The 14,877-nt window shown below is 73.4% G+C and carries 14 protein-coding genes; 11 read left to right on the top strand and 3 right to left on the bottom strand.

The window, feature by feature from the left end; translation table 11 throughout:
* Nucleotides 1–62: 62 nt before the first annotated feature.
* Together ACFWPI_RS31535 and ACFWPI_RS31530 are read right to left on the bottom strand one after the other, a co-directional pair.
* On the bottom strand, nt 63–383 hold the full coding sequence (locus ACFWPI_RS31535; protein ID WP_380377234.1) for a tetratricopeptide repeat protein: 321 nt from the start codon (nt 381–383) through the stop codon (nt 63–65).
* A gap of 56 nt (nt 384–439) precedes the next feature.
* Nucleotides 440–2,677 (bottom strand): ATP-binding protein, encoded by a 2,238-nt coding sequence (locus ACFWPI_RS31530; RefSeq protein ID WP_380377187.1) that lies wholly within the window; start codon nt 2,675–2,677, stop codon nt 440–442.
* 252 nt (nt 2,678–2,929) lie between these two features.
* Here ACFWPI_RS31530 and ACFWPI_RS31525 point away from each other — a divergent pair, with 252 nt between their 5' ends.
* The 5 genes from ACFWPI_RS31525 to mltG (ACFWPI_RS31505) all read left to right on the top strand — a co-directional run bounded on the left by ACFWPI_RS31525 (nt 2,930) and on the right by mltG (ACFWPI_RS31505) (nt 8,371).
* On the top strand, nt 2,930–3,409 hold the full coding sequence (locus ACFWPI_RS31525; protein WP_063346789.1) for a DUF948 domain-containing protein: 480 nt from the start codon (nt 2,930–2,932) through the stop codon (nt 3,407–3,409).
* 4 nt (nt 3,410–3,413) lie between these two features.
* Complete coding sequence (locus ACFWPI_RS31520; protein WP_063346788.1) at nt 3,414–3,857, top strand: DUF6167 family protein; 444 nt, start codon at nt 3,414–3,416, stop codon at nt 3,855–3,857.
* Nucleotides 3,857–6,526, top strand: a complete 2,670-nt coding sequence (gene alaS / locus ACFWPI_RS31515) for an alanine--tRNA ligase (RefSeq protein ID WP_380425191.1) — start codon at nt 3,857–3,859, stop codon at nt 6,524–6,526. Before ACFWPI_RS31520 ends, alaS begins: the two co-directional genes overlap by 1 nt.
* Before the next feature lie 17 nt (nt 6,527–6,543).
* Entirely contained in the window at nt 6,544–7,014 is a 471-nt protein-coding gene (gene ruvX / locus ACFWPI_RS31510) for a Holliday junction resolvase RuvX (protein ID WP_244293307.1), read from the top strand.
* A 94-nt stretch (nt 7,015–7,108) separates the two neighbouring features.
* The gene (mltG, locus tag ACFWPI_RS31505) at nt 7,109–8,371 is read left to right on the top strand and encodes an endolytic transglycosylase MltG (protein WP_380380719.1); all 1,263 of its coding nucleotides are present in this window, start codon (nt 7,109–7,111) and stop codon (nt 8,369–8,371) included.
* A gap of 160 nt (nt 8,372–8,531) precedes the next feature.
* On the opposite strand, the gene ACFWPI_RS31500 is transcribed toward mltG (ACFWPI_RS31505), so the two are convergent.
* Complete coding sequence (locus ACFWPI_RS31500) at nt 8,532–9,062, bottom strand: hypothetical protein (RefSeq protein WP_380425188.1); 531 nt, start codon at nt 9,060–9,062, stop codon at nt 8,532–8,534.
* On the opposite strand from ACFWPI_RS31500, the gene mltG (ACFWPI_RS31495) reads away from it, so the two are divergent.
* The 6 genes from mltG (ACFWPI_RS31495) to aroQ all read left to right on the top strand — a co-directional run bounded on the left by mltG (ACFWPI_RS31495) (nt 9,012) and on the right by aroQ (nt 14,818).
* Nucleotides 9,012–10,520 (top strand): endolytic transglycosylase MltG, encoded by a 1,509-nt coding sequence (mltG, locus tag ACFWPI_RS31495; RefSeq protein WP_380380715.1) that lies wholly within the window; start codon nt 9,012–9,014, stop codon nt 10,518–10,520. The two genes, ACFWPI_RS31500 and mltG (ACFWPI_RS31495), sit on opposite strands and share 51 nt — an antisense overlap.
* A gap of 34 nt (nt 10,521–10,554) precedes the next feature.
* On the top strand, nt 10,555–11,385 hold the full coding sequence (locus ACFWPI_RS31490; RefSeq protein ID WP_380380713.1) for a shikimate dehydrogenase: 831 nt from the start codon (nt 10,555–10,557) through the stop codon (nt 11,383–11,385).
* A gap of 209 nt (nt 11,386–11,594) precedes the next feature.
* Nucleotides 11,595–12,779, top strand: a complete 1,185-nt coding sequence (gene aroC / locus ACFWPI_RS31485; RefSeq protein WP_107452826.1) for a chorismate synthase — start codon at nt 11,595–11,597, stop codon at nt 12,777–12,779.
* Nucleotides 12,776–13,297 (top strand): shikimate kinase, encoded by a 522-nt coding sequence (locus tag ACFWPI_RS31480; RefSeq protein WP_380380710.1) that lies wholly within the window; start codon nt 12,776–12,778, stop codon nt 13,295–13,297. Before aroC ends, ACFWPI_RS31480 begins: the two co-directional genes overlap by 4 nt.
* Complete coding sequence (aroB, locus tag ACFWPI_RS31475) at nt 13,290–14,381, top strand: 3-dehydroquinate synthase (protein WP_380380708.1); 1,092 nt, start codon at nt 13,290–13,292, stop codon at nt 14,379–14,381. Before ACFWPI_RS31480 ends, aroB begins: the two co-directional genes overlap by 8 nt.
* Nucleotides 14,382–14,389: 8 nt before the next feature.
* Nucleotides 14,390–14,818, top strand: a complete 429-nt coding sequence (aroQ, locus tag ACFWPI_RS31470; protein ID WP_063350970.1) for a type II 3-dehydroquinate dehydratase — start codon at nt 14,390–14,392, stop codon at nt 14,816–14,818.
* Nucleotides 14,819–14,877 lie beyond the last annotated feature (59 nt).

Here is a 14,877-nt window from a genome sequence, read left to right as displayed (position 1 = left end):
AGGCGGCGGGGGCTCGCCCCTTTTCCGGCGTCGCGCGCCCGGCGTGATCCGAAAGAGAGCCCCTAGCGGTTCTCGCCGGTCATCGCCGCGGCCAGCCGCAGGTGCGGGCGGGCCTCCTCGGCGCGGCCCTGGCGCTCCAGGGTGCGGCCGAGCATCAGCCGGGCGTAGTCCTCGGCCGGGTCGGTGTCCAGGATCCGGAGCAACTCGGCCTCGGCGCGCCCGAGTTGGGCGGAGTGGTAGTAGCTGCGGGCCAGCAGCAGCCGGACCGAGAGGTTGGCCGGCTCCTCGGCGAGCACGCCCTCCAGCATGCGGGCGGCGTCGGCGTAGGCCTTGGACTCGAAGTGGAACGTCGCGAGGCGGTACTCGTCGGCGGCGGTGGTCACGGCCACGGGGGGCTCCTTCCGGGTGGTTCCTTGCCTCCTCAAGCAATCGGCAAGTTTCAGCTATTCCTGGCCGGTGCGGGCGCCGGTGCGGACGGCACCGAGCAGGGCCCGGACCCGGGCTCCGGCCCGCCCGTCGACCCGCTGGCGCCCAGCGCCCGGGAGACCGCCGCGTCCAGGTCGAGCCGGGCCCCGGCCTGGTAGCACTGCTCGTACTCCTGCGCGGTCAGCCCCGCCCGGGCCCGCTCCGCGCACTCCTGGTGCGGGCCGAAGAAGGACCGCGAGCCCAGGAAGGGCAGGCCGACCGTGTGCCAGATCCGGTGCGCGGCGCCCTGCAGCACCCGGGCCTCGCCCAGGTCGCCCGGCGCGCCCGGGCCGCCCGGCTCGGTCTCCAGCAGCGCCAGCAGGTCGATCGCCAGCGCGATGCCGAGCAGGTCGTGGAACAGGTGGTTCAGCCGCAGGCCCTCCCGGGCCAGGGCGCGGGCCGCCCGGACGGCGCCGTCCAGCCAGTGCGCGTACGCCGTCGCGTACAGCACGTACGCGTACGCCCACTGCTCGCCGTGCTCCTCGCACAGCTCGCGGGCCTGGCCGAACCAGAGCTCGCCGCTCTCCGGATCCCCCTGGAACAGGTACGCGAGGCCCAGCTCGACCATGGCCAGCACGACGTTGCTGTTGAGCTCGCCGATGGTCCGGTAGTGCCAGAGCGCCTCCTCGAACAGCTCGGCGGCGCGCTCCGGCTCGTCGCCGACCAGGGCCGCGCCGGCCTGCCGGTGGACGGCGTAGGCGAGCGCCCGGTCGTCGCCGGTGTCCAGGGCCTGGCGGCGGCACTCCTCCAGGGCCGGGCGGGCCGCCTCCAGGTCGCCTTGCAGGGTGGCCAGGTGGCCGGTCGCCCAGAGGGCCTTGGCGCGGGCCTCGGTCGGCTCGCGGTCCAGGGCGAGCGCGCGGTCCAGCCAGTGCCGCCCCTCGCCGAGGTGGCCGCAGCCGACCCAGTAGAACCACAGCGTGCCCGCCAGCAGCAGGGCGATCTGCTCCTCGCCGGGCTCGGCGAGGCAGAACTCCAGCGCCGCGCGGAGGTTGGGGTGGGCGAGTCGGGTGCGTTCGGCGGTCTCGGCCTGCCGGGGGCCGAACCACTCGACCTCGCCCCAGGTGGCCACGCCCAGGTACCAGTCGCGGTGGCGGCGCAGCAGCCGCTGCTCCTCGCCGGCGGCCCGCAGCCACTGGCCGCCGTAGTCGCGCAGGGTGTCCAGCAGCCGGAAGCGGACGCCGAAGGCGCTGTCCTCGCGCAGCACCACGGACTTGCCGACCAGTTCGTCGAGCTGGTCGAGCACGTCCTCGGCCTCCAGGGCGTCACCGGCGCAGACGTACTCGGCGGCCTCCAGGTCGAAACTGCCGGCGAAGACCGAGAGGCGGGCCCAGAGCAAACGTTCCTGCACGGTGCAGAGCTCATGGCTCCAACCGATCGTGGTGCGCAGCGCCCGGTGCCGCGGCAGGGCCGTCCGGGAGCCGCCGGTGAGCAGCCGGAACCGGTCGTCCAGCCGGGCGGTGATCTGCTCCACCGACAGCGCGCGCAGCCGCCCGGCCGCCAGCTCCACCGCCAGCGGGAGGCCGTCCAGACGGCGGCAGAGCAGGCTCACCGCCTCGGTGTTGGCCTCGGTCAGCGCGAAGGAGGGCAGCACCGCCCGGGCCCGCTCGGCGAACAGCCGCACCGCGTCCGGCAGCCCGCCCGGACCGCTCGGACCGCCCGGACCGCTCGGCCGAGGGTCGACCGGCAACGGGGCCAGGGTGAGCAGGTGCTCGCCCGAGGCCCGCAGCGCGGCGCGGCTGGTGGTCAGCACCCGGAGGCCGGGCAGCGCCCGCAGCAGCGCGTCCGCCAGGTCGGCGCAGGCCTGCACCAGGTGCTCGCAGCCGTCCAGCACCAGCAGCGTGCGCCGGCCGGACAGCCGCTCGGTGAGCACGTCCAGCGGCGGGCGGGCGGTGTCGTCGGTCAGCCGCAGCGCCTCCAGCGCCGCGCGGCCGAGCAGCAGCGGGTCCTGCACCGGGGCCACCTCGACCAGCCAGGTGCCGTCCGGGAAGGCGCCGGCCGCCCGGGCGGCGGCGCGCAGGGCCAGCCGGCTCTTGCCCACCCCGCCCGGCCCGGTCACCGTCACCAGCCGGGCGCCGGCCAGCAGGCCCGCCAGCTCGGCCAGCTCCCGCTGCCGCCCGACGAAGCCCGTCACCTCGGCCGGCAGCCGGCCGGGCTGCGGCTCGCGCGGCCACGCCGCGGGTTCCCCGGGCTGTGCTCTCCAGTCGCCGGCCAAGCGTTGCTCCCCGTGTTCCTGGCCCGGACCGTCGGGGCCCGGACGTTCGTCGGGCCGTACGGGCGACGGCCCGCCTGGCAGAACGAGGTGACCGGTCGGTAGGTTACGCGCGCGGTTCGCACATCCGACCGGTTCGGCCGAGGGCCGACGCGGCGGTGGACCCCGGGGCCCGGCGATAACCCGGTCCGGAAACCGGGCGTGGGCGCGATAGGGTTCCGTTTGGAGAACAGCAAGGCGAGGGAGCGCGCAAAGGTGTCCGTGGGAGAGCTGGCCGGGTTGCTCGTCGCCGTGTTCTGGGCGGTCCTGGTCACCCTGCTCGCCGTGGTGCTGGTCCGCCTCTCGCGCGTGCTGAAGGAGGCCACCGTCCTCGTCTCCGCCGTCACCGAGCAGGCCGTCCCGCTGCTGAGCGACGCGGGCGCCGCCGTGCGCAGTGCCAACCAGCAGCTGGAGCGGGTGGACGAGATCACCGCCAACGTGCAGGACGCCGCCGCCAACGCCAACGCGCTCTCCTCCACCGTCGCCGCCACCCTGGGCGGGCCGCTGGTGAAGGTCGCGGCCTTCAGCTACGGCGTCCGCAAGGCCGTCGCCAAGCAGCAGGGCGGCCAGCCGTCCGTGCCGTCGCAGAGCGGCGAGCGCGAGGAGCTGGCCCGGCTGATCCGGGCCGAGGTGCGCGCCGCGACCGCGCCCAGGAACGGCCTGCTCTCCCGGGTCCGGCGCGCGGTGAGGGGCTGACGGCATGGTGCGACGCGTCTTCTGGATGGCGGTCGGCGCCGGTGCGACCGTGTGGGCCATGAACAAGGCCAACGAGGCCGTGCACCGGCTCACCCCGGACAGCCTCTCCGGCACCGCCACGCGCGGTGCGCTGCACCTGGGCGACCTGGCCAAGCAGTTCGCCCAGGACGTGCGGGCCGGCATGGCCGAGCGCGAGGAGCAGCTGAAGGACGACCTCGGACTGCACGGCACCGCCGTCGTCGAACCCCGGAGCACCGGACGGGTCCTGCGCGGCGAGCCGCAGTACCGAGCTATCTCGGCGGCGCCCGGCAGCCCGGCCGCCGCCCTGCCCCCGTCCGGCCCCCGCCCCGTGTCCCGTGGGGCCCGCACCACCACCCGAGCCATTGAAGAAACGCCCCGCCGCGCCCTGCCGCAGCGGGGCGGCACCCCGAACCGGAAGGACCAATAATGGAGTCGGCTGAGATCCGCCGCCGCTGGCTGCGCTTCTTCGAGGAGCGCGGCCACACCGTCGTTCCGTCGGCGTCCCTGGTCGCCGACGACCCCACCCTGCTGCTGGTCAACGCCGGCATGGTGCCGTTCAAGCCCTACTTCCTGGGCGAGGTCAAGCCGCAGTTCTCGCGCGCCACCAGCGTCCAGAAGTGCGTGCGCACCCTGGACATCGAGGAGGTCGGGAAGACCACCCGGCACGGCTCCTTCTTCCAGATGTGCGGCAACTTCTCCTTCGGCGACTACTTCAAGGAAGGCGCCATCAAGTTCGCGTGGGAGCTGCTCACCAGCTCCGTCGCGGACGGTGGCTACGGCCTGGAGAAGGAGAAGCTCTGGATCACCGTCTACCAGGACGACGACGAGGCCGAGCTGATCTGGCGTGACGTCATCGGCGTCCCGTCCGAGCGCATCCAGCGCCTCGGCATGAAGGACAACTTCTGGTCGATGGGCGTCCCCGGCCCCTGCGGCCCGTGCTCGGAGATCAACTACGACCGCGGCCCCGCGTACGGCGAGGAGGGCGGCCCGGCCGTCAACGGCGAGCGCTACCTGGAGATCTGGAACCTGGTCTTCATGCAGTACGAGCGCGGCCACGGCGACGGCAAGGACGGCTTCGAGATCCTCGGCGACCTGCCGAGCAAGAACATCGACACCGGCCTCGGCCTGGAGCGCCTCGCCGCCATCCTCCAGGGCGTCGACAACCTCTTCGAGATCGACACCAGCCGGATGATCCTCGACCGCGCCGCCGAGCTCACCGGCCACACCTACGGCGCCGACCACAAGTCGGACGTCTCGCTGCGCGTGGTCACCGACCACATCCGCACCGCGCTGATGCTGATCGGCGACGGCGTCACCCCCGGCAACGAGGGCCGCGGCTACGTGCTGCGCCGCATCCTGCGCCGCGCCATCCGCAACATGCGCCTGCTGGGCGCCACCGGCGTGGTGGCCAAGGACCTCACCGACATCGCGATCAAGGCGATGGCTCCGCAGTACCCGGAGCTGGAGAGCGACCGCAAGCGCATCGAGACGGTCGTCGTCGGCGAGGAGGCGGCCTTCCTGCAGACCCTCAAGGCCGGCACCAGCCTGCTGGACGCCGCGGTCACCGAGACCAAGCAGGCCGGCGGCGCGGTCCTCTCCGGGGACCAGGCCTTCAAGCTGCACGACACCTACGGCTTCCCGATCGACCTCACCCTGGAGATGGCCGAGGAGCAGGGCCTCCAGGTGGACGAGGCCGGCTTCCGCCGCCTGATGCAGGAGCAGCGCAACCGCGCCAAGGCGGACGCCAAGGCCAAGAAGATGGGCCACGCCGACGTCGCCGCGTACCGCGAGGTCGCCGACAAGTCCGGCGCGAGCGTCTTCACCGGCTACAACCTCACCGAGGGCGAGGCCAGCGTCGTCGGCCTGCTGGTGGACGGCGTTCCGGCGCCGGCCGCCTCCGAGGGCGACGAGGTCGAGATCATCCTCGACCGCACCCCGTTCTACGCCGAGGGCGGCGGCCAGCTCGCCGACCACGGCCGGATCCGGCTGGAGTCCGGCGCGGTGGTGGAGATCCGCGACGTGCAGCAGCCCGTCCCGGGTGTCATCGTGCACTCCGGTGGGGTGCTGTTCGGCGAGGTCGTGCTCGGCGCCTCGGCGTACGCCACGATCGACACCGAGCGCCGCCGGGCGATCGCCCGCGCCCACTCGGCCACCCACCTGACCCACCAGGCGCTGCGCGACGCGCTCGGCCCGACGGCCGCCCAGGCCGGCTCCGAGAACGCCCCCGGCCGCTTCCGCTTCGACTTCGGCTCGCCCGCCGCCGTCCCGGGCACCGTGCTGGTCGACGTCGAGCAGAAGATCAACGACGTGCTGGGTCGCGAACTCGACGTCACCGCCGAGGTCATGACGATGGATCAGGCCCGCAAGGCCGGTGCCATCGCGATGTTCGGCGAGAAGTACGGCGACGAGGTCCGGGTCGTCACCATCGGTGACTTCTCCAAGGAGCTGTGCGGTGGCACGCACGTCGGCAACACCGCCCAGCTGGGCCTGGTGAAGCTGCTCGGCGAGTCCTCGATCGGCTCCGGCGTGCGCCGCGTCGAGGCGCTGGTCGGCGTCGACGCGTACAAGTTCCTGGCCCGCGAGCACACCGTGGTGTCCCAGCTGACCGAGCTGGTCAAGGGGCGCCCGGAGGAGCTGCCGGAGAAGATCTCGGGCATGCTCGCCAAGCTCAAGGACGCCGAGAAGGAGATCGAGCGCTTCCGCGCCGAGAAGGTGCTGGCCGCCGCGGCGGGTCTGGCCGACTCGGCCGAGGACGTGCAGGGCATCTCGGTGGTCGCCGCGCAGGTCGCCGACGGCGTGGGCGCGGACGAGCTGCGCAAGCTGGTGCTGGACGTGCGCGGCCGCCTCGGCTCGCGCCCGGCCGTGGTCGCCGCCTTCACCGTGGCCGGCGGCCGTCCGCTGACCGTGATCGCCACCAACGAGGACGCCCGCGGCCGCGGCATCAAGGCCGGCGAGCTGGTCCGGGTCGCCGCCAAGACCCTCGGCGGCGGCGGTGGCGGCAAGGACGACGTCGCCCAGGGCGGCGGCTCCAACCCGGCCGCGGTCGGCGAGGCCGTCGCCGCGGTGCGCGGCCTGGTCGCGGAGCGCGCCAGCTGATGGTCGAGGAGCCTCAGGTGGAGCGGCCCTTCCGGCGGGGGCGGCGGATCGCCGTCGACGTCGGTGACGCCCGGATCGGGGTCGCGTCCTGCGACCCCGACGGGGTGCTCGCCACGCCCGTGGAGACCGTTCCGGCCGGGGTGAAGTCGCAGGCCAGGATCGCCGCCATCGTCGAGGAGTACGACGCGGTGGAGGTGATCGTCGGGCTGCCCCGCTCGCTGAGCGGCAAGGAGGGCCCGGCGGCGGAGAAGGTCCGCGCGTACGCGACGCGGCTGGCCAACCGGCTGTACCCGGTGCCGGTCCGGCTGGTCGACGAGCGGATGTCGACCGTCACCGCCACCCACGGGCTGCGCGCCTCGGGCGTCAAGGCGAAGAAGGGCCGCTCGGTGGTCGACCAGGCCGCCGCGGTGGTGATCCTGCAGACCGCCCTTGAGTCCGAACGGGTGAGCGGGAACCCGCCCGGTGAGAGCGTCGAGGCGGTCGGCTGACCGGCCTGATCTAACGTCCCGTCGAGGGGTCCGTGCGGACGCGTCCGCACGGACCCCTTTCGAACGTTTCGGCACTGCCGAGGGGACGCGAGCCATGACCGACCAGGACTTCCACCCGGGGCTCACGCCCGGGCACCTGGGTGCGCCGGTGCTGGAACCGGAGGGCCGGCCCCCGGGCGCGCCCCGCACGCGCTCCGATGCGCCCGATCCGCACCGACGGCGTAACGGACTGGCCTGCGCGCTCACCGCGCTCGCCCTGGTCGCGGTGTTCGGCGGGGCGGGTCTCGCCGGGTACGCCTGGCTCCAGGGGCAGCGCACACCCCCGGCCGCCGCCGACTTCGCGGGGCAGGGCACCGGCAGCGTCCAGGTCTCGGTGCCGGAGGGCGCGGGCCTGTCCCAGATCGCGTCCACTCTGGTCCGCAACGGGGTGGTGGCCAGCTCGCTCGCCTTCACCCGGGCGGCCAAGGGCAGCGCCGCGGCCGCCGGGCGGATCCAGCCCGGCACCTACACCCTGAAGCAGCGGATGTCGGCCGCGGCCGCGCTGACCGTGCTGATCGACCCGGCCAACGCCAACGGCCTGACCATCCCCGAGGGCTGGCGCGGCTACCAGATCTACGTGGCCATCGACCACAAGCTGCGTCTGCCGGAGGGCACCACCCAGCGCACCGCCCAGGAGCAGGGCGCCGAACTGGGCCTGCCGGACTTCGCCAAGGGCAGCCCCGAGGGCTACCTCTTCCCCGCGACGTACAGCGTCACCGACGGAACCACCGCGATCGACCTGCTGAAACAGATGGTGGAGCGGGCCGGCAAGGAGTTCAGCCGGGACGACGCGAACGTCGTCGCGCAGAACCTCGGCCAGAGCCTGTACGGGCTGGTCACCGTGGCCAGCATGGTCCAGGGCGAGGCCGACAACAACGAGGACATGGGCAAGGTGGCGCGGGTCATCTACAACCGGCTGGCCAAGGGCATGCCGCTGCAGCTCGACTCCACGATCAACTACGCGCTCGGCCGGTCGACCCTGAACACCACCGTCACCGACACCCGGCTGGACTCCCCGTACAACACCTACCTGCACCCGGGGCTGCCGCCCACGCCGATCTCCAACCCGGGGCGGCAGGCGATCACGGCGGCGCTGGACCCGGCGCAGGGGGACTGGCTCTACTTCGTCACCGTGAAACCGGGGGACACCCGCTTCACCGACAGCTTCGACGTGCAGCAGCGCAACGTCGCCGAGTTCAACGCGAACCGGGCGTCGGCGAAGCCCGGCGCCTCGGCCTCGTCGTCGGCTTCGGCCGGTGCGTCGGCCCCCGACTCCGGGCCGGCGGCGCCGGAGCCCGAGCCGGGCGCGGGCTGGTGAGGTCGGACACTGACGGCACGTCCGCCCTGCCGGGGGCACGTGTGCGGTACGGTAACGTCTCCTCCCAGGCGCTGCGCTAGCACGCCGGTTCGAGAATCAGCCGGGACCGCGTCCCGGACGGCCGGTCCGATCCTCCGGCCGTCTTCGTCGGTTAAGGGGATCAATGACCGATCTGGGTCGGGGCTACGGCCCCCAGGGCTCTGAGCCGTGGCACCCCGGTGACCCCGGGTACGGCGGCCAGCAGCCGGTCCCCGGCCAGCAGGACGGCCAGTGGCAGCAGTATCCCCAGCAGGGCGAGCCGGTCCAGCAGTATCCCCAGCAGCAGGGCGAGCCGGCCCAGCAGCCGTACGGAGACATGCAGCAGCAGGGGTATCCGCAGCAGCAGATGCAGCAGATGCCGCAGCAGGGGTACCCGCAGGGGTATCAGCAGCAGGGGTTCCCGGGCGGGCAGCAGCAGTACCCGCAGCAGCAGGTGCCCCAGCAGCAGATGCAGCAGCAGGGCTACCAGCAGCAGATGCCGCAGCAGGGGTACCCGCAGCAGCAACAGCAACAGCAGATGCAGCAGCAGGGGTACCAGCAGCAGCTGCCCCAGCAGGGGTACCAGCAGCAGGGGTTCCCGGACGGTCAGCAGCAACCGGGCATGGCGCAGCAGCAGGGGATGTCCCCGCAGCAGGCCCAGCAGCCCCACCAACCCCAGCAGCCTCAGCAACCCGGTGCGCAGCAGCAGCCGGGCGTGCCGCAGCAGGGCGCGCAGCCCGGGCGGCGGCGTCGCGCGGCGCCGGAACCCGAGCCGGCCGCGCCCGTCAGCGGCCCCGGCCCGGACGGCATCGACTGGGAGGCCGAGGCCGCCGCGCTGGAGGCCGGCGCCGATCCGGTCGGCGGGCACGCGCCCGAGACCGACGAGTGGGACGGCCACCCGGACGGCTTCCAGGAGGACGGCCGTCACGAGGACGGCCACCACGAGGACGCCGAGTACCGCGACGAGGACGGCCACGCCGAACAGGAGGGCTTCCTCGGCGAGGAGGACTCCTCCCGCGACGCGCAGAAGAAGCGCAAGGAGAAGGGCAAGAAGTCCGGCCGCCGCAACGGCGGGGCCTGCCTGCTGGTCGCGCTGGTGCTGGTCGGCGCCCTGGGCGGGGCCGGCTGGTGGGGCTACGGCTTCTACCAGGACCACTTCGGCCCGCCGCCGGACTTCACGGGCGAGGGCGGCAGCCCCGTCCAGGTCGAGGTCAAGTCGGGTGCGGTCGGCGGTCAGATCGGCCTGGCGCTGAAGAGTGCCGGCGTGGTCAAGAGCGTCGACGCCTTCAGCAAGGCCTGCGACGCCGAGCCGAAGTGCAAGAACGTCCAGCCGGGCTTCTACTCGCTGAAGAAGGAGCTGCCGGCTGCCACCGCGCTGAGCGAACTGCTCAACGGGGCCGGCGGTGCGGCGCTGGTCATCCCCGAGGGCAAGACCGCCGCCGACATCTACACCCTGATCGACGGGAAGCTGAAGCTGCCGCAGGGCACCACGGCGGGTGTCGCCAAGGCCCAGGTCGGTAGTCTCGGCCTGCCGGCGTACGCGAACGGCAACGTCGAGGGCTTCCTCTGGCCGACCCGGTACAACATCGCCGACGGCATGAAGCCCGAGGACCTGCTCAAGCAGATGGTGAAGAACGCCACCGACAAGTACGCGACCCTGGACGCCGACGCGTCCAAGGCCGGCCTCAAGAACGCGTACGAGGTGGTCATCGAGGCGAGCATCCTGCAGCGCGAGGGCAACAACGTCGAGGACTTCGGCAAGATGGCCCGGACCATCCAGAACCGGTTGGCGAGCGATGCCGTGCGCCACACGCTCGGCATGGACACCACGCTGCAGTACTCGCTGGGCCGCAAGGACCTGGACAAGAAGGACATCAACGACGGGTCCAACAAGTACAACACCTACATCAACCCGGGCCTGCCGCCGACGCCGATCTCCAACCCCGGCGACGACGCGCTCAAGGCGGTGCTCAACCCGGCGGACGGCAAGTGGCTGTACTTCATCGCGATGTCCCCGATCAAGACCCTGTTCGCCGAGACGGACAAGGAGCACGCGGCCAACGTCGAGGCGTACTGCCGGGCGGCGGGCCAGGGCTTCGACAAGGTCGGTCTCCACTGCACCACCAAGTAGCCGCCACCGCACCGCCGTTCACGGAGGAGCAGCGTTGACCAGCAAGTACCGGGCCGCCGTACTCGGCTCGCCGATCGCCCACTCGCTCTCGCCGGACCTGCACCGGGCCGCCTTCGCGGCGCTCGGGCTGGACGGCTGGCGCTACGACCGCTTCGAGGTCGACGAGGCCGGCCTGCCCGGCTTCCTGGCCGGGCTGGACGAGGCCGAGTGGGCCGGGCTGTCGCTGACCATGCCGCTGAAGCGGGCGATCATCCCGCTGCTGGACGAGGTCAGCGCGACGGCCCGCGCGGTGGACGCGGTGAACACCGTGGTGTTCACCGCCGACGGGCGGCGTACCGGGGACAACACCGACGTCCCCGGGCTGGTGAACGCGCTGCGCGAGCGCGGCATCACCGAGGTGCCGGCCGCGGCCGTGCTGGGTGCCGGGGCCACCGCCTCCTCGGCGCTGGCGGCGCTGGCCCAGGTCTGCACCGGCGAGGTGACCGTCTACGTGCGCAGTGCGGAGCGGGCCCGGGAGATGGCCGAGCTGGGCGAGCGGCTGGGCGTCGCCGTGCGCACCGCCGACTGGGAGCTCGGCGCGCAGGCGCTGGCTCGGCCGCTGACCGTCTCGACCACGCCGGTCGGTGCGACCGACGCGTTCGCCGGGGCGCTGCCCGCCGCGCCGGGGGCGCTGTTCGACGTGCTGTACCACCCGTGGCCGACGGCGCTGGCGGCCGCCTGCGCCGCGCGCGGGGCGACCGTCCTGGGCGGGCTGGACCTGCTGGTGCACCAGGCGGTGCTGCAGAGCGAGGCCTTCACCGGGCGGGCGCCGGGGCCGCTGGCGGCGATGCGCGAGGCGGGCGAGAAGGCCCTCGCCGGGCGCTGAGCCCGCGCCGGTGGCCGGATCGCGCCGACCGCCGCCCGGCCGGCTGGCCGGAATCGTGCCGACCACCGTCCCGCCGACTGACCGACCACCGTCCGTCACGCGGACTGGGCCTCCGGGTGCCGCCGGGACGTGAAAGGATTCAGGGGAAAAGGCACGCCCGGGCGGGCCCCGGCAGGTGCCGTGGCCGGTCCGCTGATGAAGGAGCTCCGTTGGGTACGTTGCGCTGGCTGACGGCGGGGGAGTCGCACGGCCCCGCACTCGTCGCGACGCTGGAGGGCCTGCCCGCCGGTGTACCGGTCACCACCGCGGTGGTGGCCGACGCGCTGGCGCGCCGCCGGCTCGGTTACGGTCGCGGCGCACGGATGAAGTTCGAGCAGGACGAGGTGACGTTCCTCGGCGGCGTCCGGCACGGCGAGACCATGGGCAGCCCGGTGGCGGTCATGGTCGGCAACACCGAGTGGCCGAAGTGGGAGCAGGTCATGTCGGCCGACCCGGTCGACCCCGAGGTGCTGGCCGGTCTGGCCCGCAACGAGGCGCTCACCCGCCCCCGCCCCGGCCACGCCGACCTGGCCGGCATGCAGAAGTACTCGATCGACGAGGCCCGTCCGATCCTGGAGCGCGCCAGCGCCCGTGAGACGGCCGCCCGGGTCGCGCTCGGTGCCGTCGCCCGCGCGTACCTGAAGGCGACCTGCGGGATCGAGATCGTCAGCCACGTGGTCGAGCTGGCCGCCGCCAAGGCCCCGGCCGGTGTGCTGCCGCTGCCCTCGGACGAGGCGCGGCTGGACGCCGACCCGGTGCGCTGCCTGGACGCCGATGCCTCGAAGGCGATGGTCGCCGAGATCGACCAGGCCCACAAGGACGGCGACACCCTCGGCGGCGTGGTCGAGGTGCTCGCGTACGGCGTGCCGGTGGGTCTGGGCTCGCACGTGCACTGGGACCGCCGGCTGGACGCCCGGCTGGCCGCCGCGCTGATGGGCATCCAGGCGATCAAGGGCGTCGAGGTCGGCGACGGCTTCGAGCTGGCCCGGGTGCCCGGCTCGCAGGCGCACGACGAGATCGTCCCGACCCCCGAGGGCGTCAAGCGCACCTCCGGCCGCTCCGGCGGCACCGAGGGCGGCCTGACCACCGGCGAGGTGCTGCGGGTGCGTGCCGCCATGAAGCCGATCGCCACCGTGCCGCGGGCGCTGCAGACCCTGGACGTGCGCACCGGCGAGCCGGCCAAGGCGCACCACCAGCGCTCGGACGTCTGCGCCGTGCCGGCCGCCGGGATCGTCGCCGAGGCGATGGTCGCGCTGGTGCTGGCCGACGCGGTGAGCGAGAAGTTCGGCGGTGACCACGTCTCCGAGACCCGCCGCAACGTGCAGGGTTACCTCGACAACCTGATCATCCGATGACCGTTCCGGTCGTTGTGCTGGTCGGCCCGCCCGGCAGTGGCAAGTCCACCGTCGGGCGGGCCCTGGCCGAGCGCCTGGGCGTCGGCTTCCGGGACACCGACGCCGACATCGAGGCGTTGGCCGGCAAACCCATCCCGGAGATCTTCATCGACGAGGGCGAGCCGCACTTCCGCGAGCTGGAGGTCCGGGCCGTGCGCGCGGGCGCCACGGAGCACGACGGCGTCCTGGCGCTCGGCGGCGGCGCGGTGATGGCCGAGGCCACCCGCGCCCTGCTGCGCGAGCTGCCGGTCGTCTTCCTGGAGGTCCCGCTGGCGGACGCGGTCAAGCGGGTCGGCCTGGACGCCCCGCGCCCGCTGCTGGCCATCAACCCGCGGGCCCGCTGGCGCGAGCTGATGGAGGCCCGCCGGCCCCTCTACCTGGAGGTGGCCACCGCCGTCGTCGACACCGCCGGCCGCACCCCCGAGCAGGTCGCGGACGCCGTACTGGAAGCACTGGAGCTGAAGACCCCCCATGACTGACCCCATCGTCAGGATTCACGTCGGCGGCAGCGCCGGCCACGACCCGTACGACGTGCTGATCGGGCACCAGCTGCTCGGCGAGCTGGCGCCGCTGATCGGCACCCGCGCCAGGCGGGTCGCGATCATCCACCCCGAGGCGCTGGCCGCCACCGCCGACGCCATCCGCGAGGACCTGCTCGGCGAGGGCTACGAGGCGATCGCGCTGCAGGTGCCCAACGCCGAGGACGCCAAGAGCGCCGAGGTCGCCGCGTACTGCTGGTCGGTGCTCGGGCAGACCGGCTTCACCCGCAGCGACGTCGTCGTCGGCCTCGGCGGCGGCGCCACCACCGACCTGGCAGGCTTCGTCGCCGCCACCTGGCTGCGCGGCGTCCGCTGGATCTCCATGCCCACCACGCTGCTCGGCATGGTCGACGCGGCCGTCGGCGGCAAGACCGGCATCAACATCGCCGAGGGCAAGAACATGGTCGGCGCCTTCCACCCGCCGGTGGGCGTGCTGGCCGACCTCGACACCCTGGCGACCGTGCCCAAGCACGACTACGTCTCCGGCCTCGCCGAGGTCATCAAGTGCGGCTTCATCGCCGACCCGGCCATCCTCGACCTGATCGAGGCCGACCCGGAGGGCGCCAAGACCCCGGACGGCCGGCACACCGTCGAGCTGATCCGCCGCGCCATCCAGGTCAAGGCCGACGTGGTCTCCGGGGACCTCAAGGAGTCCGGCCGGCGCGAGATCCTCAACTACGGCCACACCCTCGGCCACGCCATCGAGCGCAACGAGCGCTACAAGTGGCGGCACGGCGCCGCGATCTCCATCGGCATGGTCTTCGCCGCCGAACTCGGCCGCCTGGCAGGCCGGTTGGACGACGAGACGGCCGACCGGCACCGCACCGTGCTGGCCTCCGTCGGGCTGCCGCTGCGCTACCAGGCGGACGCCTGGCCGAAGCTGCTGGACGCCATGAAGATCGACAAGAAGTCGCGCGGCGACCTGATCCGCTTCATCGTCCTGGACGGCCTCGGCAAGACCTCCGTCCTGGAGGGCCCCGACCCGTCCCTGCTGGTCGCCGCCTACGCGGAGGTCTCGGCGTGACCAGGGTCATGGTGCTCAACGGCCCCAACCTCGGACGGCTCGGCAGCCGCGAGCCGGACGTCTACGGCGCCACCTCCTACGCCGGGCTGGTCGAGCGCTGCACCGCGCTCGGCAAGGAGTTCGGCTTCGAGGTCGAGGTGCACGAGACCAACTCCGAGCAGCAGATGGTGGAGTGGCTGCACGAGGCGGCCGACGGCAAGGTGCCCGTGGTGATCAACCCGGGCGCGTTCACGCACTACTCGTACGCGATGCGGGACGCCGCCTCGCAGCGCACCGCGCCGCTGATCGAGGTGCACATCTCCAACCCGTACGCCCGGGAGACCTTCCGGCACACCTCGGTGATCGCCGCGGTGGCCTCCGGCACCATCGCGGGATTCGGGCTCGGCTCGTACGAGCTGGCCCTGCGCGCCCTGGCCGAGCAACTCACCACGCGCTGACGCCTGGTCAGCGGCCCGGCGGCGGACTGTGCCCGCCGCGGGGCCGCCGTGTAGTCTCC

The organism is Kitasatospora sp. NPDC058492 (assembly GCF_042720685.1).
GTDB lineage: Bacteria > Actinomycetota > Actinomycetes > Streptomycetales > Streptomycetaceae > Kitasatospora.
The sequence above is the reverse complement of the archived record's forward strand: the minus strand, read 5'-3'. Positions and strand labels throughout refer to the sequence as shown.